26 protein-coding genes are annotated in these 25,481 nt (G+C 61.4%); 11 read left to right on the top strand and 15 right to left on the bottom strand.

The window, feature by feature from the left end; all coding sequences use genetic code 11:
- The coding region (locus tag RCH10_RS24780; RefSeq protein WP_409054449.1) for an IS110 family transposase at positions 1–560 on the bottom strand (560 nt) is incomplete at its 3' end.
- 171 nt (positions 561–731) lie between these two features.
- Here RCH10_RS24780 and RCH10_RS24775 point away from each other — a divergent pair.
- Positions 732–1,715 (top strand): IS5 family transposase, encoded by a 984-nt coding sequence (locus RCH10_RS24775; RefSeq protein ID WP_409054448.1) that lies wholly within the window; start codon positions 732–734, stop codon positions 1,713–1,715.
- A gap of 208 nt (positions 1,716–1,923) precedes the next feature.
- Here RCH10_RS24775 and RCH10_RS24770 read toward each other — a convergent pair whose 3' ends face one another.
- Positions 1,924–2,520: a glutathione S-transferase N-terminal domain-containing protein gene (locus tag RCH10_RS24770; RefSeq protein ID WP_409054447.1), complete on the bottom strand. Its 597-nt coding sequence runs from the start codon at positions 2,518–2,520 to the stop codon at positions 1,924–1,926.
- Positions 2,521–2,691: 171 nt separating this feature from the next.
- On the opposite strand from RCH10_RS24770, the gene RCH10_RS24765 reads away from it, so the two are divergent.
- Complete coding sequence (locus RCH10_RS24765) at positions 2,692–3,579, top strand: LysR family transcriptional regulator (protein ID WP_409054446.1); 888 nt, start codon at positions 2,692–2,694, stop codon at positions 3,577–3,579.
- Here RCH10_RS24765 and RCH10_RS24760 read toward each other — a convergent pair.
- Positions 3,576–4,418: an HpcH/HpaI aldolase/citrate lyase family protein gene (locus tag RCH10_RS24760; protein WP_409054445.1), complete on the bottom strand. Its 843-nt coding sequence runs from the start codon at positions 4,416–4,418 to the stop codon at positions 3,576–3,578. The genes RCH10_RS24765 and RCH10_RS24760 overlap by 4 nt on opposite strands.
- A 176-nt stretch (positions 4,419–4,594) precedes the next feature.
- Between RCH10_RS24760 and RCH10_RS24755 the strand changes: the two genes are divergently transcribed.
- The 6 genes from RCH10_RS24755 to RCH10_RS24730 all read left to right on the top strand — a co-directional run bounded on the left by RCH10_RS24755 (position 4,595) and on the right by RCH10_RS24730 (position 11,266).
- Entirely contained in the window at positions 4,595–5,776 is a 1,182-nt protein-coding gene (locus tag RCH10_RS24755; RefSeq protein WP_409054444.1) for a CaiB/BaiF CoA transferase family protein, read from the top strand.
- Between the two features lie 38 nt (positions 5,777–5,814).
- The gene (locus RCH10_RS24750) at positions 5,815–7,206 is read left to right on the top strand and encodes an NAD-dependent succinate-semialdehyde dehydrogenase (RefSeq protein ID WP_409054443.1); all 1,392 of its coding nucleotides are present in this window, start codon (positions 5,815–5,817) and stop codon (positions 7,204–7,206) included.
- Between the two features lie 100 nt (positions 7,207–7,306).
- A complete protein-coding gene (locus RCH10_RS24745; RefSeq protein WP_323497719.1) occupies positions 7,307–7,636 on the top strand; it encodes an EthD family reductase in 330 nt (109 codons plus the stop codon).
- 21 nt (positions 7,637–7,657) lie between these two features.
- Positions 7,658–8,410: an SDR family oxidoreductase gene (locus tag RCH10_RS24740; RefSeq protein ID WP_409054442.1), complete on the top strand. Its 753-nt coding sequence runs from the start codon at positions 7,658–7,660 to the stop codon at positions 8,408–8,410.
- 10 nt (positions 8,411–8,420) lie between these two features.
- The gene (locus tag RCH10_RS24735; RefSeq protein ID WP_409054441.1) at positions 8,421–10,301 is read left to right on the top strand and encodes a hypothetical protein; all 1,881 of its coding nucleotides are present in this window, start codon (positions 8,421–8,423) and stop codon (positions 10,299–10,301) included.
- Positions 10,302–10,372: 71 nt separating this feature from the next.
- On the top strand, positions 10,373–11,266 hold the full coding sequence (locus RCH10_RS24730; protein ID WP_409054440.1) for a LysR family transcriptional regulator: 894 nt from the start codon (positions 10,373–10,375) through the stop codon (positions 11,264–11,266).
- Between the two features lie 139 nt (positions 11,267–11,405).
- Here the strand turns inward: RCH10_RS24730 and RCH10_RS24725 are convergent, their stop codons facing one another.
- Genes RCH10_RS24725 through RCH10_RS24695 form a run of 7 tightly spaced genes read right to left on the bottom strand, consistent with a single transcriptional unit; the run spans position 11,406 to position 17,319 of the window.
- Positions 11,406–11,705 (bottom strand): DUF1330 domain-containing protein, encoded by a 300-nt coding sequence (locus tag RCH10_RS24725; protein ID WP_409054439.1) that lies wholly within the window; start codon positions 11,703–11,705, stop codon positions 11,406–11,408.
- A gap of 13 nt (positions 11,706–11,718) precedes the next feature.
- A complete protein-coding gene (locus RCH10_RS24720; RefSeq protein ID WP_409054438.1) occupies positions 11,719–12,642 on the bottom strand; it encodes an NAD(P)-dependent oxidoreductase in 924 nt (307 codons plus the stop codon).
- Positions 12,643–12,684: 42 nt separating this feature from the next.
- The gene (locus RCH10_RS24715; RefSeq protein WP_409054437.1) at positions 12,685–13,926 is read right to left on the bottom strand and encodes an ABC transporter substrate-binding protein; all 1,242 of its coding nucleotides are present in this window, start codon (positions 13,924–13,926) and stop codon (positions 12,685–12,687) included.
- A 35-nt stretch (positions 13,927–13,961) separates the two neighbouring features.
- Positions 13,962–14,831: an ABC transporter ATP-binding protein gene (locus RCH10_RS24710; RefSeq protein ID WP_409054436.1), complete on the bottom strand. Its 870-nt coding sequence runs from the start codon at positions 14,829–14,831 to the stop codon at positions 13,962–13,964.
- Between the two features lies 1 nt (position 14,832).
- Positions 14,833–15,630 carry an ABC transporter permease gene (locus RCH10_RS24705; RefSeq protein WP_409054435.1) on the bottom strand — a complete coding sequence of 266 codons (798 nt, stop codon included), beginning with the start codon at positions 15,628–15,630 and terminating at the stop codon, positions 14,833–14,835.
- Complete coding sequence (locus RCH10_RS24700; RefSeq protein ID WP_409054434.1) at positions 15,627–16,469, bottom strand: ABC transporter permease; 843 nt, start codon at positions 16,467–16,469, stop codon at positions 15,627–15,629. The genes RCH10_RS24705 and RCH10_RS24700 overlap by 4 nt, the downstream gene beginning before the upstream one ends.
- 25 nt (positions 16,470–16,494) lie before the next feature.
- Positions 16,495–17,319 carry an SDR family NAD(P)-dependent oxidoreductase gene (locus tag RCH10_RS24695; protein WP_409054433.1) on the bottom strand — a complete coding sequence of 275 codons (825 nt, stop codon included), beginning with the start codon at positions 17,317–17,319 and terminating at the stop codon, positions 16,495–16,497.
- 207 nt (positions 17,320–17,526) lie between these two features.
- Between RCH10_RS24695 and RCH10_RS24690 the strand changes: the two genes are divergently transcribed.
- From RCH10_RS24690 to RCH10_RS24680, 3 genes are read left to right on the top strand one after another with little or no spacing between them, the layout of a single operon-like run.
- On the top strand, positions 17,527–18,462 hold the full coding sequence (locus RCH10_RS24690; RefSeq protein WP_409054432.1) for an SMP-30/gluconolactonase/LRE family protein: 936 nt from the start codon (positions 17,527–17,529) through the stop codon (positions 18,460–18,462).
- Complete coding sequence (locus RCH10_RS24685) at positions 18,459–19,598, top strand: mandelate racemase/muconate lactonizing enzyme family protein (protein ID WP_409054431.1); 1,140 nt, start codon at positions 18,459–18,461, stop codon at positions 19,596–19,598. The genes RCH10_RS24690 and RCH10_RS24685 overlap by 4 nt, the downstream gene beginning before the upstream one ends.
- Entirely contained in the window at positions 19,598–20,497 is a 900-nt protein-coding gene (locus tag RCH10_RS24680; RefSeq protein WP_409054430.1) for a Rossmann-like and DUF2520 domain-containing protein, read from the top strand. The genes RCH10_RS24685 and RCH10_RS24680 overlap by 1 nt, the downstream gene beginning before the upstream one ends.
- A gap of 14 nt (positions 20,498–20,511) precedes the next feature.
- Here the strand turns inward: RCH10_RS24680 and RCH10_RS24675 are convergent, their stop codons facing one another.
- From RCH10_RS24675 to RCH10_RS24655, 5 genes are all read right to left on the bottom strand, one after another.
- A complete protein-coding gene (locus RCH10_RS24675; RefSeq protein WP_409054429.1) occupies positions 20,512–20,928 on the bottom strand; it encodes an ester cyclase in 417 nt (138 codons plus the stop codon).
- A 27-nt stretch (positions 20,929–20,955) separates the two neighbouring features.
- Entirely contained in the window at positions 20,956–21,891 is a 936-nt protein-coding gene (locus RCH10_RS24670; protein ID WP_409054428.1) for a glutathione S-transferase family protein, read from the bottom strand.
- Positions 21,892–21,932: 41 nt separating this feature from the next.
- The gene (locus tag RCH10_RS24665) at positions 21,933–22,721 is read right to left on the bottom strand and encodes an SDR family NAD(P)-dependent oxidoreductase (RefSeq protein ID WP_409054427.1); all 789 of its coding nucleotides are present in this window, start codon (positions 22,719–22,721) and stop codon (positions 21,933–21,935) included.
- Positions 22,722–22,883: 162 nt separating this feature from the next.
- The gene (locus tag RCH10_RS24660) at positions 22,884–23,492 is read right to left on the bottom strand and encodes a glutathione S-transferase family protein (protein WP_409054426.1); all 609 of its coding nucleotides are present in this window, start codon (positions 23,490–23,492) and stop codon (positions 22,884–22,886) included.
- A gap of 24 nt (positions 23,493–23,516) precedes the next feature.
- Entirely contained in the window at positions 23,517–25,193 is a 1,677-nt protein-coding gene (locus RCH10_RS24655) for an MFS transporter (RefSeq protein WP_409054425.1), read from the bottom strand.
- Positions 25,194–25,481 lie beyond the last annotated feature (288 nt).

Raw genomic sequence — 25,481 nt, 5'->3', positions numbered from 1 at the left:
ACTCGCCTGAGCTGTTCGTCCAGGCTGTCCATGAGCATCGCGGGCAGCCGTGTCCTCGCGTCGTACATGGCGTCGGGCAACGCCTTGAGCAACGCGGCGTGGCCTTCCGGCAGCACGATGCCGAACTCGTAGAGCAGCCCCCGAAGTTCGTTCGTCTGCATGATGGGGGTCTTCATGAGCTGCGCGCGCGACCGGTGCAGCGACAGCACGATCTGCTGGGCCTCGGTCTTCACAGGAACGAAGCGCATGCCTGGCTGTTGGCATGCAGTCCAGATCGCTTGCGCGTCGGCTGCATCGGTCTTGTTGTGCTGCACGAACGGCCGCACTTTCCTGGGTGAGATGAGTCGCACCTCGTGACCCAATCCAATCAGAGCCCGACCCCAGTCGTGAGCACCGCCGCAAGCTTCCATGACGACCAGCGCCGCAGTGCGGTTGGCAAACCACTCCAGCATCCTGGCGCGCTTCAACCGCAAGCGCTCGATGCAGCCGGTGTCCATTTCGACCCAGCGCAACTGAAACACCTTCTTGGCAATGTCGACGGCAATGACGGTGCGTACCATGGTGGTCTCCGTTTGGATGTTGACGGTGGGATCGTCAATCTGGCACTTCCCGCGGCGCAGTGCAAGCAGCACCAGCGGTAGGAGGGAGGCGCCCATACCATCTGATCAATTGATCGATCCCGGCACGCCTCGTGCATGCACCGAGAGCATCAAATTTCGAGGGCAACGGACATGAACCAACGCAGCCTTGCCAGCGCCGAGTACGCATTGAAGAAGAAGCGAACGCGCCGCGAGAAGTTTCTGGCCGAGATGGAGCGCGTCGTGCCCTGGAGCCGCTTGATTGCCGTGATCGAGCCGCTGTATCCGACCAGTGGACGTGTAGGCCGTCAGCCGATCGGCGTGCCCAGGATGCTGCGCATGTATTGCCTGCAGCAGTGGTACGGCCTGGCCGACGAAGCGCTGGAAGACGCGCTGTACGACAGCCAGGCTCTGCGCGACTTTGTGGGCATCGACCTGTCGCGCGAATCGGTGCCTGACGCCACCACGTTGCTCAAGTTCAGGCGCCTGCTGCTGGACAACGACCTCACCAAGGCCCTGTTCGACGAGATCAACGCGCACCTCGCCGAGCAGGGCCTTTTGATGCGTGCCGGCACCATCGTGGACGCCACCATCATTGCGGCCCCGAGCTCGACCAAGAACGCGGACAACACGCGCGACCCGGAGATGCATCAGACCAAGAAGGGCAATCAATGGCACTTTGGAATGAAGGCGCACATCGGCGTGGACGCACAGTCGGGCCTCGTACATACGGTGGTGGGCACAGCCGCCAATGTGAGCGACATCAACGTTGCTGGCGCACTGCTGCATGGTGAAGAGCATGCGGCCTTCGGGGACGCTGGCTATCAGGGCGTGCACAAGCGAGCTGAAGCGCAAGGACCGATCTGGCACGTGGCCATGCGCCGTGGCAGGCATCGCAAGCTCAATGAATTCATCGAGCCTCAGTACTTGGCCGAGCGGGCGGAGAAGATGAAGGCGAGCATCCGCGCCAAGGTCGAGCATCCGTTCCATGTGGTCAAGAACCTGTTTGGTCACAGGAAGGCGCGCTGCAAGGGGATGGCCAAGAACACGGCACAGCTGTTGAGCTTGTTCGGTCTGGCCAATCTGGTCATCGCCAAGAGGTCGCTGTTGGACTGTTATGCCCGAGGTGCGTCTTGAATGTGGAAAGCGGCCTCGAAAGAGGTCAAAACGCTCGCCGTGAAGGCTTTGAATCGTGAAGTCGGGCAATCTTGAAGGCGCATCTCGTTGTGATGTCATCAACTCGCGCTGCGATGCTCAATGTTCAGCGCCTCCTTAACTCTCCCTCGTCACGCGCAAGGAAGATGACGGCAGCCGACCCAATGCCGCGGTGCGCGAAGCCATGACACTAAGCGCGCGGGTAACTCATTTCGAAAGACTGCCTCTGCCTAACTAATCCGGCCAGAGCGTCGAGTCTTGGAAGCTCGGAAATCCAGGTGGCTGTCCCGAACCTGAATCGGACATAGTCGAGTGCCGTCACGGTGGTGATCACGGAAAGATCCGGCACACCCTTCGTGTATTCGGGAGGGTCTGCTTCCAGGCGCTGCAATCCATCGACGATCGAACGCCGCCGCCGCAGTCCCACAGGGGCGTCGTCGAAGTCCGCATCGGTGATCTTGCGACCGATCAGGGTGTGTACCGCAGCGTCGATGACGCCCATCGCAATGCCGGCGAGCGACAGCACCGCGGTGACGTCGTGACCCAGCAACGACGGTTCGGGTCGTTCATGTTCTAGCCACATGACAATGAGCAGGGACTCGGTCAACGACCTGCCTTCACCGGTGACGAGCGCGGGCACTCTGGCTGCGGTGTTGACCTCGAGCAACTGAGGCGCATCCGCCCATGGGTCGACGATGTCGGCGGACAAGTCTCCAATTTCCTTTTCCGCCAGCGCAATGCGAGCGATGCGCGCATACGGCGACGTGGTGTTGAGAAACAGGTGCATGTTGGGTTCCACGGTTGTCCGCGCACTGTAGGTTTCGGAGGCTGGCTGCAAGAAGCTGAATCTCGGCAACCGGCCTTCTCGAATATTCAGAGTCCGGGGAAACCCTTCGTGCGGCCGCTAGGATGCAACCTGGCGATGCGATACTGCGGCCCCCACACGGAGCCGCCCCGCATGTTGCCCGACATTGATTCACTCGCGCTTTTCGTCAAGGCCGCCGAGCTGCGCAGCCTGACGCGCGCAGCCGGCTCCTCTCACATGGGCCTGGCGGCGGCCAGCCGCCGAATCGTGTTGCTGGAGCACCGCCTCAAGACAACGCTTCTGGCACGCTCGCCCAAAGGCGTAGAACTCACTCCTGCAGGCGAAACGCTGCTGGTCCACGCCAAGGCGATCCTGCTGCGGCTCAACCAGATGCAGGCCGACATGGACGACCACGGTGCCGGCCGTCGTGGGCAGTTGCGTATTCTGGCCAACACTTCGGCCATGGCGCAATACGTACCGGACGACTTGGCGCGCTTCACCCGGGCAAACCCCGATGTGAGGCTCATCGTCGAGGAGCGCTGGAGCGCCCTGATCGTCCTGGCGCTGCTGGCGGGTGAAGCGGATGTCGGCATCATCATGGAAGGCGCCCCGACGGATGGACTCGAAGTCTTCAAGTACCGGTCGGACCGGCTCGCCATCGTCGTGCCGCAGGGCCATCCGCTGGCTGCCGCGGATACGGCGTCGTTCAGCGACGTGCTGGACTACGAGCTGGTCGCGCTCGAAAGCGACTCGTCGATGATGCGACTGCTGTCGGAACACGCGATCAGCGTGGAGAAGGGACTGCGACTGAGCGTGCAGGTGCGGGGCTTCGAGGTCGTGTGCCGTGTCGTGCAGTCCGGCCTCGGCGTGGGTCTGCTTCCCTTCGACGCCGCTAGTGCGATCGGACAGAGCATGGGACTCAGCGTACGGCCGCTGAGCGACGCGTGGGCCGTTCGGCAAATGCTCGCCTGCGTCAAGAAGGACAGGCCGCGGAGCGCCTCGCTGAGCCGCATGCTCGGTGTGCTGACCTCGTCCGGCTAACTGCTGGCACGACGGTTCGTGGTCTGCCGGTTCTGCAGAACGCGTTGCGCTTTCATGATCACAGGACGGTCGACCATCTTGCCCTCCACGGCGACAGCAGCACCGGCCGATCGCGCTATCGCCTCCATCACCTGCAACGCCCAGGCAATTTCGGCGGCGCTGGGCGAGAAAGCATCGTTCACGATCGCCACTTGGCGTGGATGAATGCAGAGCTTGCCTGCAAAGCCAAAGCGCCTTGAACGCTCCGCGTCCGCTCGCAGGACGTCCATGTTGCCGATGTCTGCGGTCACGCCATCCAGCGGTGGCTGGAGGCCGGCGAGCCGCGATTCGAGGACCAGTCGCGACCGGAAGTAGTGCAGGGCGTCGTCATCGCCGGATATGCCCGTGTCGACCTGGAAATCGATGGTTCCGAAGGCCAGCCTTTCGACCCCCGGGGTACTTGCCAACTCAGCCAGATGCTGGAACGCGCGCGCACTCTCGGCGATGGGAAGCAAAAATTTTTCATGGAGCGTGCACGCCCGCACCAATGCGGCGTCGAGTTGCTCTGCCTTTGGCACCATCAGCCCCAGAACCCCGGGGTGTTGCAGCAACGAGAGGTCGTCTTCGTACCAGGGGGTGTCGACGGCGTTGATGCGAACCAGGACCGGGTGCTCTGGCGACAGCCACGTCCGCACGGCGGCACGCGCCTGCGTCTTGCGGCTGGCATCGACTGCATCCTCGAGGTCGAGGATCACGGCGTCGGCCGCACTGGTCCAGGCCTTGTCGAAACGGTCGGGCCGATCGCCGGGCACGAAGAGGTAGGAACGCGACGCGGCGCGGTCCGGAGGCGAGGTCGTCATGCCGATGATCTTTTCACGGCCCGCGCGCGTTTGGAATTCGACATTGGCGAAGGCGGTCTTCGAAACGCTGGCTCAGTAATTTCCCTAATGTCGAATCTGGACAAGTCCCGCTTGATCAAATCCCGATGGCCGGACCGGCAGTGTCTTTGCAAAATTCATGCGGAAAGGACTGCACGATGACACGACCACTCGACGGCATTACGGTGATCTCCCTGGAACACGCGATTGCCGCACCATTCTGCACACGCCAACTGGCAGACCTCGGCGCACGCGTCGTCAAGGTCGAGCGTCCGGGTGCAGGCGACTTCGCGCGGGCCTACGACCAGCGTGTCGATGGCGAGGCTTCGCATTTCGTCTGGGTAAACCGCTCAAAGGAGAGTCTGACGCTGGACCTCAAGCAGCCGGCTGCGCTGGCCGTGTTGAGGGAGTTGCTGGGCGGCGCCGATGTGTTGGTGCAGAACCTCGCGCCCGGCGCGGCGGCGCGCATGGGTCTGGATGCCGAAACGCTGCAGGCCCTGCACCCGAAGCTCATCGTGTGCGACATCTCCGGCTACGGGGAGGACGGACCCTACCGCGACAAGAAGGCGTACGACCTGCTGATTCAAAGCGAGGCCGGTTTCCTGTCGGTTACCGGCACACCGGATGAGCCCTGCAAGTCAGGCAATTCGATTGCTGACATTGCAGCCGGTATGTATGCCTACACCGGCATTCTCGCCGCGTTGATCCAGCGCGGCAAGACGGGCCGGGGCTCGCACATCGACGTCTCGATGCTCGAGTCGCTGGCCGAGTGGATGGGCTTCCCGATGTACTACGCCTACGGTGGCGCGCCACCGCCGCCACGCAGCGCGGCTGCGCACGCCACCATCTACCCGTACGGGCCGTTTCCGGCGGCCGACGGCGGCACGGTGATGCTGGGACTGCAGAACGAGCGCGAGTGGCGCCTCTTTTGCGAGAAAGTCTTGCTGACGCCGTCCCTCGCTGTCGATCCACGTTTCGATGCGAACGCCAAACGCAATACGAACCGCGAGGCGCTGCGCGACATCATCCACGAGACTTTCAATTCGCTAAGTACGGAACAGGTGCTGGAGCGCCTCGACGCTGCGCAGATCGCCAATGCACGAATGAACGACATGTCGCAACTCTGGGAACACCCGCAACTGAAAGCGCGCGATCGCTGGCGCAGCGTGGGCTCGCCTGCCGGCCCGATTCCGGCGCTGCTGCCGCCCGGACGTCAGAGTGCCTTCGACTATCGGATGGATGCGGTGCCTGGGGTCGGCGAACACACCGACGCCATCCTGCGCTCGCTCGGGCGCAGCCCGGAAGACATTGCGGCACTGCGCGCCGCAATGACCATATGAAGTTATCCACCAATTGCCCACTGACGACCTGAATATTTATGAATCCCTCGTTTAATTCGACAGACTCCGCGCTGTCGACCAATCCGTCGAACGGCGACGTGATCGGCCGCTATCCCTATCAGTCGATCGGGCATCTCGACCAATCTCTCGGCCTGGGCATGCAAGGTTTCAAGGCCTGGTCTGGCACGGCGGTACAGACCAGGCTCGACATGCTGGAGCGCATGGCCGGGATCCTGCGTCGCGACATCGAAGCGCTTGCCCGGATGGCAACCCGCGAAATGGGCAAACCGATCGTGCAAGCGCGTGCCGAAGTCGAAAAATGCGCCGTGCTGTGCGATTGGTACGCCCAGAATGGCGCAGGGATTCTTGGGGACCGGTCCACCTCCATCGGCGATCAGGCATATGTGTCTTACCTGCCACTGGGGCCGGTGCTTGCGGTCATGCCTTGGAACTTTCCTTACTGGCAGGTTCTTCGGGGCGCTGTTCCGATCCTGCTGGGTGGCAACGCGTACCTGCTCAAGCACGCGCCCAACGTCATGGGGTGCGCCTATCTCGTTGAAGCCGCGTGGCTGGAAGCCGGCGTGCCGCCAGGCGCTTTTAGCGTGCTTAACATCACGCCGGAGCTCGTGTCCAAGGCCATCGCCGACCCGCGGATCGCCGCGGTCGCAGTGACCGGCAGCGTCCGTGCCGGCTCGGCCATTGCCGCCCAAGCCGGCGCCGCACTGAAGAAAACCGTGCTGGAGCTCGGGGGCTCGGATCCATTCATCGTCTTGGCCGACGCCGATCTCGAGTCGGCGGTCAAGGCCGCTGTCGTTGGCCGCTTTCAGAACAGCGGACAAATTTGTATCGCGGCTAAACGCATCATTCTCGAAGCACCGATTGCTGCGGCATTCACCGAGCGCTTCCTCGAAGCGGTGTCGGTCTTGCCAATCGGCAACCCGGAGGACGAGAAGACATACATCGGACCAATGGCCCGCTACGACTTGCGCGACGAGCTCGACACCCAGGTCCAGCGCACCATCCAGGCTGGCGCCAAGGTGCTGCTGGGTGCCGGCAAGATGCCGGGCAAAGCAAATTTCTACGCGCCCACCGTGCTCGCAGGCGTGAAGCCCGGCATGGTGGCATTCGACCAGGAGACTTTTGGGCCAGTGGCGGCGCTGATCGTGGCAGAGGGAGTCGACGATGCAATCGACCTGGCCAACAACAGCGAATTCGGCCTGAGCGGCGCTATCTGGACTCGAAACAAGGACCTGGCTCGGCAACTCGCACGGCGGATCGATACCGGAGGAATTTTTGTCAATGGCTTTTCCGCGTCGGATCCACGGGTGCCAATTGGCGGCGTCAAGAAAAGCGGATACGGGAGAGAGTTGTCGCACTACGGCGTTTACGAATTCATGAACGCACAGACCATCTGGTTCGACAGAACCTGAGCAGCGCAGATCAGGCGGGCATGACGCCCAGCTGCTTGAGCATGCCGAGTGCGTCTGACTGGCAAAGTGTCGTTTTTATCTAAAATCAAGGACCATCTAAATGCAAAAAACCTTTACCAAACGCCTCGGCATTCTTCGTAAAAAGGAAAGCCTTTCGCACGACGAGTTCGTCAATCATTGGATGAATAAACATGCTGCACTCTGCAAGATATTGCCCGGGCTGCGCCGTTATTCCGTCAATCTCGTGGATCGCGAGCGTTTTCCCAAGTTCGGCTACGACGGATTTTCTGAACTTTGGTTCGACTCGGAGGAGGCGATGGTCGCCGCTTTCGCAAGTCCCGAGGGTGTGACGCTACTGGCTGATTTGCCCAATTTTGCTGGCGATATCGATCCGATCATATCGGTCGAGACGCAAATTCTCTGGCCCTAAAGTCTCCAACAGAAACTACCCATGACGCGAATTCAAAATAAGATAGCTCTAATCACAGGTGCTGCAGGAGGCTTCGGTGAAGGCATTGCCCGTCTTTTCGCGGCGGAGGGCGCCCGTGTGCTCATTGCCGATCTCGACGGCGAAAGGGCAATGCACGTTGCAGAGTCGATCGGCCCCAGTGCGCAGGCGGTCCGATGCGACGTGTCGATCGCAGATGATGTCAATACAGCTGTTGACGCGTGTGTTAAAGCGTTCGGTGTGCCGGACATTGTTGTCAACAATGCGGGAACCACGCATCGCAACCAGCCGATGCTTGAAGTCGACGAAGCAACGTTCGATCGCGTTTTCAACGTCAACGTCAAATCTATTTTCCATATGACGCGCGCAGTTGTGCCGCTGATGCGCGAGCGCCGTAGTGGCTCGATCATCAATATCGGCTCAACTGCTGGTTTGCGACCGCGGCCAGGTTTGACTTGGTACAACGCGTCGAAGGGCGCAGTAAATCTGCTTTCGAAGTCCATGGCAGCAGAGCTTGGTCCCGACAACATTCGAGTCAACGCAATTTGCCCAGTGATGGGTGCAACAGGCCTCATTGAGCAGTTTCTTGGTGTGCCGGACACCCCCGAGAACCGCGCAAAGATTGTTGCGAGCATTCCGTTGGGTCGGATGTCGACTCCGGAAGATGTGGCCAATGCGGCGCTGTGGCTCGCGAGCGATGCCTCTGCATTCATCACGGGCGTGGAATTGCCGGTCGACGGTGGACGAACGATCTAGGCAGTTTGAGTTGGCCAGCGCGATGGATGTCCGCACGCGTGTAGCGCTGTTCGGGACAAAAGAGATTTTCCCGCACGCAATACCGCTGCAGGCCGGACAACTCTCGCTGCGATTGCAGGGCACGAAATTGCTGGCCCTTTGTGCTGGTGGATACGAGGTCTGGCATGGCGTTGCGTTTCTGTATCGGGATGTCGGGTGGGGAACGCCTGAACCCATCTTGGACGCCAGCGAATACCGCGTTGGCGTTAGCGATTTTTCGGTCGACATACAAGCCCACTTTCCAACCACGCCCAGGATCGATTTGCACATCCGCATTGAAGGGGATGTCTTGGGCCGAGTTCGTTATGAATGCACCGCTGTCGCGCAGGAGGACATTGCGACGCAGCGCACCGGCCTATGCGTGATGCATCCGATGTCAGCCATTGGACGCGCTGTAGAGATTGGCCATGACGATGGACGAACCAGTCAATCGACATTTCCACGGCTGGTGCCGCCCTGGCCTCCCTTCATGCTTGTGCGATCTATGCGGCATGAGTTTGCAAACGACGCATGGGCAAGCTGTCGAGTGTTCGGTGAGAGCTTCGAAGTCGAAGACCAGCGCAACAACGCGGACGCGTCGTTCAAGCTGTACGGCCGCTCCAATTCCATGCCACGCCCGTATTATTTGCGAGCCGGAGTCCCGTTGACGCAGCGGGTGGAACTTGAAGTTGGCACGGTCCCGTTCCCAGCACAGGCTGCTATCGGCCCGTCATTCACGTTGGGCCCCATGTTAAATCGCTGCCCGACAATTGGCATCGGTCTGGCGCCCGGGCAATTGGCGGGTGATGGTCAACTGATCGCTAAAGTTCAAGCACTTTCGTCGATACAAATTCACCTTGTGCTAGACGGCCCCAATGACGTTATCGATTTCGACGTGCTTGAAAAATGTGTCGTTGCAAGCGGCAGACCCTTGCGACTCGACATCCGGGCGGCAACGGTTTTGAGTTCTGCGGAGATCAATGCACTCGCTTGCTCGCTGCAGGAACGCGGGATACATACCGAAGCAGTTGCTGGGTTTCCGGCGACACCTTCAATGGTTACGGCTTTACGCGAGGCCTTTCCAGGTGCTGCGATTGGTGGTGGCACCCCGTTTTTCTTCGCTCAACTCAATCGAGTCGAAAACCTCGGACCGGTAAACTTTTTGAGTTTCACTGTCAGCGCAACCGTGCACGGCGCAGACGATCAATCCCCAATGGATGGTCTGCGAAGCCTGCCCTCGCTCATCGACACTGCTCGCGCGCGTAATCCTGGCCTCCCCGTGCGGGTTGGACCGAGCGGCATCGCCGCACCGCGCAGCCCGTTGGGAGACCAGCCTGCCTCGGATGGAACGCGACGTATCGCATTGGCCCGTCTTGACCCACGCAGTGGCGCACTTTACGGGGCAGCTTGGTTGATTGGGCACATTGGCACTCTCGCGCAGTGCGCACTGCAGGCATTGAGCGTGTGGGGCTTTGGTCGCGGAGATGGTCTGTTCTTTGGCGGGGACGCTTCATCGGCGCAGTTAACCCCGGCGGGATGGGTATTGCGCGAGATCCGTGGGGCCACCAGCGTGCTGCAAATGAAGGTAACGCACCCTGTATCTAGCGCTGCGTTTGCATTCGTTCGCCCGGGAGTGTCGATCGTCCTGATGGCGAACCTTTCTGAGACAGCACTTTCGATCCAAGCGGAATCGTTGCCGGCCGGTGTACTGCATTTGCTCGACGCACACGCCTGGATTGAACACCACGAAGGGCGGCAGCCCGACCCTTGGCGAGCTTTGTCGTTGACCGAAGAGGGCGTGTGCCACTTACCTGCCTTTGCTGTTGCCCGGCTCGTGATCCCGAGCGTTTCCGAAAGTGCGATCACGCGATAATCCCGACCGGACGTCCGCGCGTTTTCGCTTCTGTGTTTTCCCCTTGATAAGACCGGACGCGAGGAGACCATGTGCTTCCTGACATTGATTCTTTGGCCCTTTTCGTTCGTGCGGCCGAGCTTCGCAGCCTGACCAAGGCTGCAGAGGCATCCCATATCGGACTGGCCGCGGCCAGCCGGCGCATCGCGTTGCTGGAGCATCGCTTCAAGACGCCGCTTCTCGAACGTTCGTCCCGCGGTGTGGAGCTGACGCCAGCGGGTGCGGCCCTCTTGCCGTATGCCAAGCGACTGCTGATTGAGATCAATCAGATGCAGTCGGAGATGAGCGACCATGCCGTCGGCCGCAGAGGCGTGCTCCGGATTTTGGCAAACACCTCAGTCATCACCGAGTCGTTGCCTGAAGACCTCGCTGGCTTCGCCCTTAAAAACCCCGATGTCCGCCTCGTCCTTGAAGAACGCTGGAGCAGCGAAATAGTGCGGGCGCTCTTGGCTGCGGAAGGTGATGTGGGCATCATCGTCGAGGGCACCCGGACCGACGGTCTGGAAACCTTTGCGTACAGCTCCGATCGCATTGCGGTAGTCATGCCTGCCGGTCATCCGCTTGCACGGGTACCCGAAATGAAATTTGTAGACTTGCTCGACGAGGATTTGATCGCACTCGAGAGCACCTCGTCGATGATGCATCTATTGGCCGAACAGGCGGTGATTGCAGAACGCACGCTCCAGCTGCGCGTCGAGGTCCGCAGCTTTGAGGCGGTCTGCCGCATGGTTCAGGCAGGGTTGGGCATTGGCTTGCTGCCTTATCAGGCGGCGAGTGTATTGGCAGGAGCCCTCGGCTTAACAGTGCGCCCTCTTATCGAGGAATGGGCGGAGCGCCGGATGCTCATTTGTGTGAAGAGCGATCGCGGGGCGAACAGCTCCATTGCCAAATTGCTCGACTACCTGGCCGAGAGCCGATCGGCCTGAGTCCGCACAACTACAACTTTGTATTGTGCCGATGCCGATGCACGACTCAAGCGTCGATGTGCTAGCAGGCGTCGACGTGATGGAGTGAGACGAGTCTGCTCGTCGCGCAGCGCCACGCCGGACTGGTGCCCACGCCGAGCTAGCCCGCCGGAGCGGCGCCCTCGACGACGACCAGTTTTGACAGCGCTGAGCGTTGGCGCAGCTGCTTTACCGGTGCGTATTCCGACGAGTCCGCCCATGCTCGCGCTTGGTCGGTGCTCGGGAACTCGATGATCACCAAGCGCTGGGGCGACCATCCGCCTTCCAGCGTATGGACGTGGCCGCCGCGCGCGAGGAAGCGACCGCCATACAGTGCGACGGTCGCCGGCGAGAGTTTCTTGTACTCCTCGAACAACGCGGGATCGGTAACGATCATGTCGTTGATGACGTAGGCAACCATCGCCGTGCAATGCTCAGCCGGAAACCTGAGCGGCCTGCTTGACGGTACTGTTTTGGCGGACTTCGATACCGAGCTGTTCCTCGCGGATTTTCATGAGCACCGCGGTGTCGCGGTCACCGAGCTTGCGTTCAATGGCCTGTTCCATCGTGCGCTGTGCAGCGCGGCCGACTTCGGCTTTAAAGCCTTGCTGTTCGGCCAGGTCGCAGGCGAGCCGTACATCCTTGCAGGCAAGGCGCACAGCGAAGCCGGGACTGTCATCGCCAAGAAACGCCTTCTTGGGCATCGCAATTGCGAACTGCTGGTTCCATGCCATCGTGGTGCGCATGACTTCCTGCATCAGCTCGAGGGTGAGGCCGGCCTTGATACCGATCGCCAGCGCCTCGGTGTTGGCAATCATGATCGTGGTGGCCAGTAAATTGTTGGTGATCTTCATGGCGTGACCGGTGCCGGGTCCGCCGCAGAAGTAAGTGTCGGTACCCATGCACTTGAGCACAGGCATGGCGCTGTCGATGGCCGGCTGGTTGCCTCCAATCATCAGAGTCAGTGTGCCGGTAGCGGCATGTTCGCTGGTTTTGCCGACTGGTGAGTCGACCAGTTCGCGTCCGCTCAAGCGCAATGCATCACCCACGCGGCGCGAGGTGGCCGGATCGATCGTGCTCATCTCGATGACGATGCCGCCCTTGCGCAGGCCCTCGGCGACGCCGTCCTTGCCGGTGACGCACTCTTCCACATGCTGCGGCTCGGGCAGCATGGTGACGACGATGTCGCTGGCTGCGCCGACTTCACGCGGATTAGCCGCAGCCTTGGCACCGGCCTTCACCAAACGCGCGATGGCGTCCGGGCTGCGGTCGTACACGGTCAACTCGTGACCGCCTTTGATGATGTTTTCGGCCATTGGGGCGCCCATCACGCCCAGTCCGATGAATCCAACTTTCATTGCAATGCTCCTAGAGTAAAAAAATGGAATCGACGTGCCGATTCAAGTCCGCTCGGCCCACTGATTGATTTGCCATACCGGTTTGCCGCGCAGATCGGCCGCGTCGGTACGGGTGAATTCGCTCTCGCCAGGCCTGGCGCCCAGCTTGTCGTAGGCCTGTTTGATGAGCGGCGCAGTGCGTGCGAAGGAATCTTTCACCTGGGCCCACTGCAGAGGTTTCTGTATGACCTTGTTGTCGGCCATGAACTTGGAGGTCTCCAGAACGGCACGCGCGTCGCTCTCGGTCGGCCAGGCCCAGCCGCGTGAGAACAGGACATCGTCCTTGACCACCTTCGCGCCGTCGGTGGCGTCGAGCTTCCAGTACTCCTTGACCAGTTGGGACACGGCGCCAGCGTCCATCGCGCTCAGCGCCGTGACCGCGTCTTGCTGAGCCAGCAAGAAGGCCACGACGGCCTGAGGGTGCTGCTCGATCAGGCCGTTGCGCCCGATCCAGAATGAGCGATGTAGGTAGTAACCGTCTGGAAAGAAGGGCGACTTCTTCACGCTCGCGAGTTGCAACCCCGCTCCTTTACCCGCCGGGCCATCGTAATAGTCTTCAGTGAAGCCAAAGGAATTGGCGATCGCTACCGTTCCTGCGGCCTGCGCAGCTAGGAATGCCGGGTAAATGGTGCAGGTGGCATCGACGCCCGTAGGAACCGAGGCCGCCTGCGCATGCGTCGGCATGTTTACGAATCGGATGCCTGTTTCCTTGATGTCTTCTGCGCCCAGCTCGATGCGCAGCATTTGGAAGAGGGCACTCTGCGGATCGCCGCCAAGCGACACGCCCACTGTCTTGCCTTTGAGATCCTGCAGGTTGCGGACCGGCGAACCCTTGCGGGTGGTGATCAGGAAACGCAAGTGGCCCTCACCCAGCACCAGAAGGCTGATCGGCAGGCCACTGGCCAGGCCGCGGGTGATTGGCGTGTTGCCCCACATGCCGATGTCGAGATTGTTGCCGACCATCGCTTCGACCATCGGCAATGCCGTGGGGTACTCGCGCCAGTCCACCGTGATGTCGTAGCCCTGCTCGGCGCCGCGCTTTTCCAGCAGCTTGTTGTTGATCATGTACTGCGTCATCGGCGAATTTCCGGCTGCCCAGGGGATGCGCCCGACAGATACCTTAAGCGGCCGGCGCGAGCCTTGCGCGCGCACGAAAGCTGGCATGGCCAGCGAGGCTCCCGCGGCAACGGCGGCGCCGCCAAGGATGAGTTGGCGGCGGGAAGCTAAAAGTGTGGTGTCGTTCATGGCGTGTCTTTTAAGGGTTGGAATTGCTGAATCGCTCAGACTCCGACCGGCGCTGCGGCCTGCACGGTGGTGTCCACACCGCCGATGGCGCGGTAGGCTTCTTCTCGGATTAATGACCAGATTTTCTCGACCAGTCGCCCGTAGTCAGGGTCGCCGCGTACGTGCTCGTCGCGCGGGCGCGGCAGCGGAATATCGAGTATTGCTCGCACGCGGCCGGGATGGCTGCTCATCACCACTACCCGATCGGCCAGGAACACCGCTTCCTCAATGTCATGGGTGATGAAGACCGCTGTCTTGCGCTGTTCGCGAGGCGCTGTCTGGCCCCAGATGCGCAGCAGCTCGATCTGCAGAATCAGACGGGTCTGCGCATCGAGAGCACCCAACGGCTCATCCATTAAAAGTACGTCGGGTCCGTTGGCCAGCAAGCGGGCAAGCGCCACGCGTTGGCGCATGCCGCCAGAGAGCTGGTGCGGATACTTTTTCTCTGATCCGTTCAGCCCGACCAGCTCGATGAAGTGGCGCACGCGCTCGGCACGCTGCGCCGTGCTGAGTCCGGCGCCCGGCGTGCCATGGTAGAGGCCGAACCCGACATTCTGCTGAACGGTCTGCCAAGGCATAAGCGCGTAGTCCTGGAACATTACGCCGCGGTCGGCGCCGGGGCCGGTGATGGGCACGCCGTCCTTTTCAATGACGCCGGCGGTCGCTTGGTCCAGACCCGCGATCATGTTGAGTACGGTCGATTTGCCGCATCCCGAGGGCCCGACGATGCAAATGAATTCTCCCGCCTGGATGTCCAGCGATACATCGGCCACGGCCAAAGTCGTCTGCTGGGTGCGCGGTGCGAAGAAGCTCTTGCTCACGCCTGCGAGCCGCAGCTTGCTGGTGGTGGAAAGGGGGGTGTTCATGTCAGTGCTTCCAGGGAATAAGTCGCGACTCGGCGGTACGAAAGATGCGGTCAATCAAGAGCGCCACCAAACCCACCGCGATCATGCAAACGACGATCGCGTTGAGGTCGATGCTGTAGGCGTAGAAGACGAACATCATCTGGCCGATGCCGCCGGAGCCGCCGCCGCCCGACTTGGCGCCGACGGCCAGTTCAGCCGCGATGATCGCCGTCCACGCGACGCCCATTGCGAGGCGCGATCCCAGCAGCACGCTAGGCAACGCACCGGGCAGGATCACCCGCAGCAGGGTGGACAAGCGCGATACCCCCATGGTCTGCGCTGCAAGCACCAGCTTGCGGTCAATCCGGTTGACACCGTGCACCGTGTTGATCAAGACCGGAAAGAACGATGCGTACGCGACGATGGCAAGCGCAGAGGGCGTCCCCGTGCCGAACCAGAGGATGGCGATCGGCAGGATGGCCATTGGCGCGATCGGCCGGAAGCTTTCGAAAATTGGATCGAGGTTTTCGCGGACTGACCGGCTGGAGCCCATCAGTAGGCCGATCACCACGCCGAAAAGCAGCGCGACTGAAAAACCTGCCAGCACGCGACCCAGGCTTTGCACCAAGGCATCGAGCAAGCCGCCGTGGGTCACCAGTTCGACGGCGGTGTGCAGCACGCGCAATGGCATGGGGGCGGGGCTGTTGGAAGGCAGATTGAGCGTCCAGACCTGCCAGGCAATCAGCAGCGCCAGTGGCAATGCGCCCGCGCGCAGCACGCGCGAAAAGCGACCCGTGGAAGCAAGGGTGGCAGTAGTCATTTCAGTTCAGTCCCTTCGGTCCAGGGAGTCAACACGCGTTGCAACCTGCGCAGACCCAAGTCGCAGAGGTATCCCACCAACCCGATCACGATGATGAAGGCGAAGACCTTGGGCGTCATGAGCAGCTGGCGGTACCAATCGATGGCGAAGCCCAGTCCGCTGGGTGAGCCAATGAGCTCGGCCGCGACGATCGCGGCCCACGACGCGGCAAAGGCCAGCCGCACGCCGACCACCACGCTGGGCAGTGCCGCTGGCACCAGCACCTTGGTGAGCAAGGCGCGGCGGTTGATGCCCATCGTGTCGGCCGCAGCAATGAGCTTGCGATCGATCTGCTGCACGCCGGCCATCGTGTTCAGCAGGATCGGGAAGAAACCAACGTACACCATGATGAAGACCGGCAATGTGTTGCCCACGCCGAAGATGAACAGCGCGAGCGGCAACCATGCAATGCCCGAAATCGGACGCAGCATCTCGACCAGCGGGTCGACGTAGGCTTCTACGGCCGGGCTACGGCCCATCCAGAAACCGAGTGGAATGGCCAGCGCCATCGACAAGCAGAGCGCGATCACCAGCCGTGAGGTGCTGACCAGTGCATGGTCGAACAGTTCGCCGTCGCTGACCAGTTCGACCAGTGCCTGCAGCACTGCGCCGGGCGTGGGCAGCTGCAGCGGGTTGCCGTTCCAAGCGGCCGCGATCCACCACAGCAGCACGAACACTGCGAAGGCGCGCAACACGACAAACCAGCGCTGCCGACCGAGCAGGTGCAATACGCCGCCCGCCGGTGCGTCGGAAGGTGTACGCGGCCGGGGAGGTGCCGCAGGCATTTGTTGTGGGTTCACGGAGGTCTTCATACAGGGCACCGCTTCAACGCGTGACGGCCAGGAATCCACCGTCGATGTAGAGCGTGTGACCGTTGATGTAGGCGCCGGCATCCGATGCCAGAAGCAGCGCCGCGCCGCAGATGTCCTCGGGGCGGCCCCAGCGCTTGGTTGGCGTCCAGTCGCTTACGAAAGCATTAAATTCCTTGTCGTTGGCCTGGCTGAAGGGCGTGATGGTGTAGCCAGGTGCCAGCGCGTTTACTGTGATGCCGGTCCCGGCCAGGTCGGCTGCCAGCGCACGTGTGAAACCCGAGACACCGGCCTTGGCTGCAACGTACGGCACTAGGTTCGGACGTGCCACCTGGTTCATGATCGATCCCATGTTGATGATGCGTCCCGAGCCCTGCTTCACCATCAGGCGTGCGGCTTGCTGCGCGACCAGGAAGCAGGCGGTGAGATCGGTATCGATGACCTTCTGCCATTCCTCGGGCGTCAGGTCCAGGAAGTGCGTGCGCACGATCACACCGGCATTGTTGACCGCGATGTCGATGCGCCCGCACAGCGCGATCGCCTGCTCGAAAGCCTCGGCCACCGCCTGCGGCCGGGTCACATCGAACACCAAGCCATACGCATCGCAGCCGGCTTCGCGGAATTCACGCACACGCTCGTGCACTGTGTTGCTGGCGTCGGCCAGGATCAGCCGCGCACCGGCCGCAGCGAAACCGCTGGCCAGGCCGAGCGCGATACCGCCGGCACCGCCGGTGATGAGTGCGACCTTGTCATTCAGTGAAAAGAGCGTTGCGGGCGCGAGGCCGTTGTAGAGATGGGTGCCGGCCGAGGTCGCGCCGGGGATGGGTGTAGCAATGCTCATAGGGGCGCGCTTTCTGTCGGTCGTCTCCGTTGGAATGGATCGGATGCTATGGGGCACCGTCTTGTGCCGGAATTGGAAGTTGGGCAACACGCTCTACGCACAAAGCGAAGCCTGGGACTTCCCCTAATCCGGGCTTGCCATGATTCGAAGCCATGGTTGCCGCAAAGCAGATGGCGTCCTGCCGGAGTCACTCCTAGCATTCGCCCTATGCATCACGAACACTTGAGCGCTGCCGGCGCCGTGCGAAGAGTCGGCAGCCAGACCGACATCCTGGGCGAGAGCCCTCTCTGGGACGATCGCGGGCAATGCCTCTACTGGATCGACATCCGGCGTCCGGCGATCCGGCGCTTGCTGCCGGCCACCGGCCATGTCGACACTTGGGAGATGCCCGAGCTGGTCGGATGCATTGCTCTAACCGACGAGGGGCACCTGCTGGTGGCGTTGTCGCAATTCATCGCGTTGTTCGACGTGGTGAGCGGTAGCCTCGAAGCGCTGGCGCGTCCGCGTCAACCGGTACCCGGCCACCGATTCAACGACGGGCGCTGTGACCGGCAAGGCCGTTTCTGGGTCGGCACCATGCACAACCTGACTCGGGCACCCGAAGGCGTTTTATATCGACTCGAGGGTCGCGGCGAGCTGACTAGGATGCGCGACGGCATCTGCATCCCGAACAGCCTGGCTTTCAGTCCCGATGGCCGCACCATGTACTTCGCGGATTCCTTGCGCTATTCGCTCTACGCCTACGACTACGACCCCGAGACCGGCCGCACCGGCGCCGAACACGTGTTCGCGACCACTGCCGAGCCGGCCTTTCCCGACGGCTCCACTGTGGACGCGGAGGGCTTCCTCTGGAACGCAGAATTCAACGGCGCCAGGCTCGTGCGCTACTCGCCCGACGGTCGCATCGACCGCACCATCGCCATGCCAGTACAACGCCCGACGTGCTGTGCTTTCGGCGGACCGGAGTTGCGCACGCTCTACGTCACCACCACCAGCCAAAAAATGACGGAAGAGCAACTTGCCGCCGAGCCGCTGGCCGGCGCGCTGCTGGCGCTGGATGTCGGCGTAGCCGGCTTGCCCGAGTCCCGATTCGCGCTCGACCGAAGAATCAACTGCCCCTCAATCATGAAGACACTGAAATGACAAGCACACCCATCCGAATCGCATCGATCGAGGCCTTCAGTTTTCGCGTCCCAGTGCAGATGCCGATTAAAGTCGCCTTCGGCACGTTCCGTGACAGGCCTTTCGTACTGGTGCGCATCACCGATGACGAGGGCGTACAGGGGTGGGGCGAGATCTGGGCCAACTGGCCGGCCGTCGGCGCCGAGCATCGTGCGCGGCTGGCGACCGACTTTGGCGAACGACTGGTGGGCCAGACCTTTGAGTCCCCCGCGGCCTTTTTTCGTCAGTTGACCGCATCGCTCGAAGTGCTGGTACTTCAAACGCTGGAGGTCGGTCCGATCGCTCAGGTTGTGGCGGGCCTGGACATCGCCATGTGGGATCTCGCAGCGCGCAAATGTGGACAGCCGTTGCACCGCATGCTGTCTCAGCGCCGACCCGAGTCGGTGCCCGTCTATGCCACCGGCATTAACCCCGACGAGCCCGAGCGATTCGCAGCTGCACGTCAGGCCGAAGGTCATCGCGCATTCAAGCTCAAGACGGGCTTTGGCCACGAACTGGATGTGCGCAATCTCACCGCCATGCGCAATGTGCTGGGAACCGAGGCGGTGATCACCTGTGACTCCAATCAATCGCACGACCTGGAGTCTGCCAAGGCCTTCTGCCGCGCGATCGATCCACTGCGGTTGAGCTGGTTCGAAGAGCCGATGCGCGTCGATGTGCCGGCATCGCAATGGGAACAGCTTGCGCAGTTCTCGTCGACGCCGCTGGCCGGCGGTGAGAACTTTCACGATCGGCAGTTTTCCGAGGCGATCGGTGTGCAGGTGCTGCAGGTCATTCAGCCGGACGTCACCAAGTGGGGTGGTATCACCGGCAATTGGGAGGTTGCCCGGCGCAGCGTGGAAGCCGGAAAACGCTATTGCCCGCACTTTTTCGGTGGTGGCGTTTCGCTTCTGGCATCGCTGCAATTGCTGGCCGCGGCCGGTGGCGAAGGCCTACTCGAATTCGATTGCCATCCGAACGTCGGCCGGGAAGCTGTCGTCGGAGATCTGCTGCCCGTGGAAAACGGGCGCGTTCCGGTGCCGACCGGACCGGGGCTCGGTGCCGAGCCCGACCTCGACGCGCTTCGGCGCTACCAAACCTGGACCGGAAGCGTCTGATGCCCACACGCAGTATTGAAACGGTGTCGATCGGCTTCATCGGCGCGGGCCGGTTGGGCAAGGCATTGGCCTGGAGCTTGGCGACTGCCGGCCTCGCGGTGCGTGGCGTCGCGAGCAGCATCGAGCAGGAGGCGCTGGATCTCGCGAGCCGGATCGAAGCGTGCGAGGTGATGCCGGCGCAAGCGGTCGTCGACTGCTGCGACCTGGTTTTCATTACTACGCCCGATTCGGTCATTGCGCAAGCCGTGGCGCCATTGCGGTTTCGCGCGGGCATAGGTGTCGTGCACTGCAGCGGCGCGACAGAAGTCGATGCACTGGCCACGGCCCAAGCACAGGGTGCAGCTATCGGTGGCTTTCATCCGATGCAGACTTTCGCAGACCCGGACGCGGCCGTGGCGTCGCTGCCCGGATCGACGATCACGATCGAGGCCGGCGACGATGACTTGGACGGCCTGCTCGTGCAACTCGTGGAGCGTCTGAATTGTCATGTGAATCGGCTGCCGCCCGGTATGCGCGGACGCTATCACGCCGCAGCCGGTTTCACCACGCAGTTCATCAATGCGCTTTTCTACGAGAGCGCACGCGTCTGGAAGACTTGGGGCGCGGGGGAGGCTGATGCCATGCGCGCGATGCTGCCCATGGCGCGCGGCACTCTTGCCGCGATCGAATCGGTCGGCATTGCGCGCGGCATGCCTGGTCCGGTTTCACGCAACGATGTTGTCTCGGTCGAAAAGCATGTGACGGCGCTAACTGATCTGGGCGATGACATGACGGCGTTCTACCGCGTGCTGTGCGGCGTGACGGTGCGGATCGCGCATGAGAGCGGCGCCGTCGATGCCGATGCCGCAAGTCGCTTTGACGCGGCACTCGCGCGAGGTATTCCGGCAGGCTGTCCGTAACCTCTCAGCGCAGATCAGGCGGGCATCACGCCCAGCTGCTTGAGCATGCCCAGGTTGTCGAGCAGCGCCCAGTGTTCGATCAACACACCATCGCGGAACTGGAACAAATCGAGCACGCCGATGTCGATCTTTCGCCCGGTCGCGGCCAGATCTCCAAAGGCGCCGGTGTGAGTGCCTTGCACCCGCAAGCGGACCAACACTTTCTCGCCCTCGGCGACGAAGTCCTGCAGCGGCAACTGCATGTCCGGGAACGCGGGCAATAGCGCGTCGTGCAGCTTGGACACACCCTCGGGTCCGCGAACCTCGAAGGGCAGGCCCGGGTCGTGGCGGACAAAATCGACATGAATGTGCTGTTTCATCCATGCGGTGTCGTTGACAAGAAAGGCCTTGAAGTAGTCGCGGCAGAGTTGTTTATTGGATTCCAGGTTCATGGTCATCTCTTTGGTTTTGAAGCGGGATCAGGCCGCCACTACGGCAAAGCCAAGCCGCGGAAAATGGATATGCAGGTCGCCGGCGCGGCTGTCGCGGCGATAAATCACGATCTCGCTGTCACTCGCTGCGACCAGCGTGCCGCTCACCGGCACGCGGGCGTTGTCGTCGGGGGTGATCGTCACCGAAGTCCCGGCGCGCAGTCCGTCGGGATCTCCGTCGGCTTGCAGATGCGTGGGCGCCACGGGTTGTGCTTCGCAAGCTGCGTCGAAAGCGGCTTGCTCGGTCATCGCCTCCGGCTTGCCGTGGCCCAGGGCGGTCACGCGGTCGTACCAGGGTAACAGCGGTATTAGGCCGGCCAGCGCGTCGACCTCGGGTGGGCAGTTCTGGCGCAGCAGACACAGCGTCTGGTAGCAGGTCAGGTCCAGCGCGCTCGGCGCATCGCCGAACAGAAAGGGCCGGCCATCTGCCAATGCTGTTTTGAGCCACGCGTTTTGCGCGTGCAACTGCTGCAGGTGCATCGGTAACTCGGGTGCCATCGCGCTCTTGCTGATGTCGATCCCGAGATAGCCTTCCTTCCGGTCCTTGACGAACTCGGGCGGGAAGTTGTCGCCGATGAAATGCGCAAGCACGCCGATGGTTGGAATCCACATCGCCCTATCCCAGGCGAACGACAGGCCGCGCGCAATGCCTTCGCTGCCCGAGGGATAGAAGCTCGGCGCTTGCGGCGGTGGGAACAGCCGCTCGAGCGTCGGCAAGATGAGGTTGGTGTCGCAATAGATGTCGGCACCGACCTGCAGCACCGGCACGCGGCGGTAGCCGCCGGTCAGCGGTGCGAGCAGCGGTCGCGGCGGGGCTGCGGGGATGTCCACCGATCGCCAGGCCAAGCCTTTCAATCCGAGTGCAACGCGCACTTTTTCGGAAAAGGTGGACAGCGAATAGTGGTGAAGGATGATCTCAGGCATGTCTCGTTTCCTTTTTTTTCTGTGCCGGCGGCACGAATCGATCAATACATGATGTGCCCGCCGTCGACCACGATGGTCTGTCCGGAGACAAAACCAGCGAGGTCGGACAGCAGGTAGAGCGCGGTCCCGACCAGGTCGTCGGGCCGCTGCTCGCGGGAGATCGCGCGCGCTTTCAGGAAAGATTGCTGCCACTCGACAGGGCGGTTGCGCGTGGCGTCGGTGATCACGAAACCGGGTGCGATGACGTTGACGCGCACGCCGTACGGACCCACTTCTTTCGCGAGCCCTTTAGTCATCGACAGCACGGCTCCCTTGGTCGCGACATAGTGCAGATAGCCGGGCTGCCCGGCCACCGCGACCACGGAGGAGATGTTGACGATGCTGCCGCTGCCGTGCTCGCGCATCGCCGGCATGACGGCCTTGCAGCATTGCCACACACCCTTGACGTTGACCGCGAAGATACGGTCCCATTGCGCCGAATCCAGCTCCTCGAATGGCGTGAGCTTGACTTCGCGAAAGTACGCGGCGTTGTTGACCAGGCCATCGATGCGGCCGAAGCGCTCCAGCGCTGCCGCAGCCATGGCCTTGACCGATGCGTCGTCCGCGACGTCGACCCGCACTGCCAAAGCGCGGCCACCGGCCTGCTCGACGGCAGCGACGGTTTCATCTGCGGCGTTCAGGTCGGCCACCACCACGTTGGCACCCTGCGCTGCGCACGCCACCGCAAAGGCCTGGCCGATGCCGGTAGCGGCGCCGGTGATGATGATGGTGCGGCCGTCCAGCAGGTCGTGAGGTCCTGGCGTCGATGACGCCTGAAAGTTCGATTCCAATTCCGTCTCCTTGATGCGACTTGGCTGCGGAGGAGCCCCTCTCAAATGGGGACTGCAGCTTTCATCGGGTGGCGAAATATTAGTGAGCGCAGTCGTGCCGGTGAAGCTGAATCTGCGCAAGTCCCCCCGTCGAATTCGCAGAGTCGATGAAAACCCTCTGCCTCAAGAGACTGGCATGTCGTGCGGAAGCGTCTCCGCGAAGGCGCTGCGAGAACGAGCGGCGAGCGCAAGTGCGTCGAGCTTTGGCAACAGGGGAAGCCAGGACGACTTGGCGAAGCGAAATCGAAGGTAGTCCAGAGCGACCACTGTCGTGATCAGGGCCAGACTGGGAAGCGGACCGTTGCTGTCGGGTGGGTTGGCCTCCAGCCGCGACATCGCCTGGATGATCGATCTGCGCCGGCGCAACCCCACAGGCGATTCGTCGAAGGCCGCGTCGGTCATCTTCCTTCCGATGATCACTGCGGCAGCCGCTTCGATCGCTCCCATCGCAATGCCTGCCGTCGAGATGACCGTCCCCGGATCGTCTCCCAGCAGCGAGGGATTCGGGTACTTGGCTTCGAGCCATAGAACGATCAGCAGGCTCTCGGTCAGTGGTAAGCCGCTGTCGAGCACGACTGTCGGCACCCGCGCACTCGGGTTTGCAAGGAGGAGTTCTGGGGAGTCCTTCCAGGGATCGGTCAATCGGTGGCTCAGTTCGCGGCACCCTTTTTCGGCGAGTGCAATGCGCGCAATGCGCGCGAAAGGAGACGTGGTGCTGTAAAAAATTTGCATGGTCCATTCCCTTGCTCAAAGGCCTCACCCTTCCTGGTAAATGTCGGAGCCGCTTTTCTCCTTGGCAAACAGCAAGACGACCACAAACGAGAAGGCAGCTACCGCAACGGGGTACCACAGACCGGAATAAATCCGGCCAGTCGCCGCCACGATTGCAAAAGCCGCAGCCGGAAGGAAACCACCGAAAATAGCAACTCCCATATGGTACGGAAAAGACATGGCGGTGAATCTGATTCGCGATGGAAAGAGCTCCACCAGCATGGCGGACATGGGCGCGAATGTCATTGTTCCAAAGGTCAGAAGCAATAAAAGTATGACGACAACCATTGGCTTGTCGATGTCTGCCGGATTCGCATTTCCTTGGGGATAGCCGTACTTGGACAGCGTCGAAGCCAGTGCGCTGTTAAAGGCTTTTGATTTGGTCGCCGCATTGGGGTCTTTGCCGTCGTAGCCGGGTATGACATCGTTCCCGATCCGAAGCTCCCCTGCGGCGCCTGGCGATCCCTCTTTCGCCTCGTAACTGAGGCCGGCCCTTGCAAGAGTCGACTTGACGATATCGCACGAACTCGTGTATTTGGTAGTACCTGTCGGATTGAATTGAACTGCGCATTCAGCTGAATTGGCCACAACTACGATGGGCGCGCTGGCCATGGCATGTTCCAAGGCCGGGTTGGAGTGATGCGCCAGTTGTTGAAACAGAGGAATAAAAAACAAGGCGGCAAGGAAGAGTCCCGACAAATAGACTGGCTTCCGTCCGATTCGGTCTGAGAGCCAGCCAAAAAAGTAATAGAGGGGCACGCTTAATAGCGTTGCAACGACGACCAGACTGTTGACAGTCAGGTCATCGACCTTCAGTATTTTTCCAAGAAAAAACATTGTGTAGAACTGGCCGGTGTACCAAACCACCGCTTGGCCCGGAACGATGCCGAGGAGTGCGACCAGGACAAGTCGGAGATACTTCCATTGACCGAAGGCTTCAGAAAGAGGCGCTTTTGAAAGTTTGCCCTGTTCCTTCATTTTCTTGAACTCGGGTGATTCGCTGAGCGACATCCGAATCCACACGGAAAGGCCAAGCAAGACGATCGACAGGAGATACGGAACGCGCCATCCCCATTCCATAAACGATTGCGTCCCCATCAGCAATCTGAGGGGCACGATCACCGCAACGGCCAAAATCAAACCCAGTGCCGCGGTCATCATGATCCAGGAAGTCCACGCACCACGGTTTTTGTTTGGCGAGTGTTCTGCGACGTAGATGACCGCACCACTGAACTCACCACCCAGAGCCAAGCCTTGCAGCAGTCGCATCGTGATGAAGAGGATGGGGGCAATCAGTCCCGCGGTCGCATACGTCGGTAGCAGGCCCACTGCGAAAGTGCCCAGGCCCATGATCACAATGGTCACCAGGAATGTGTATTTGCGACCGACGAGATCGCCGAGTCGACCGAACACGATGGCACCAAAAGGTCGGAGTACGAAGCCTGCGGCAAAACCGAGCAGTGTGAAAATATAGGCCGCTGTCGGGCTCAGACCCGAGAAGAACGCTGTGGCCATTTCAGTGGCGAGCAGGCCGATCAGGAAGAAGTCGTAGAACTCGAAGATCGTCCCTGCCGACGAGGCCACGATGACGCGTATCTCCGCAGCAGTGACTCCCTTTTTTGGCGTTCTTAATGCGTTGTCATTCGACAGGATTGAGCTCATGGAGTCTCCGCTATTGTGGTTGGAACGCAGCAGCTCTTGCGCTTCAGGCGGTGAGTGAACGAAGTCCGACCGTCTGAACTTGGCTTTTGCGGTGCGATCCTATGGACAGGGGCTTACTTCGAAAAGCTGAGTTTCGGCAAGTCGGGCGTTCTCAATTTCAAACTCCGGGCTTTCCCTAGGGAGACGCTGATCAATTGATAGATCCCGGCACGCCTCATGCATGCACCGAGAGCATCAAATTTCGAGGGCAACGGACATGAACCAACGCAGCTTTGCCAGCGCCGAGTA

The sequence above is a fragment of the Variovorax sp. GrIS 2.14 genome (genome assembly GCF_046115955.1).
Taxonomy (GTDB): Bacteria; Pseudomonadota; Gammaproteobacteria; order Burkholderiales; family Burkholderiaceae_C; genus Variovorax.
Note: the sequence above shows the minus strand (reverse complement) of the source record. Positions and strands in the feature narration are given on the sequence as shown.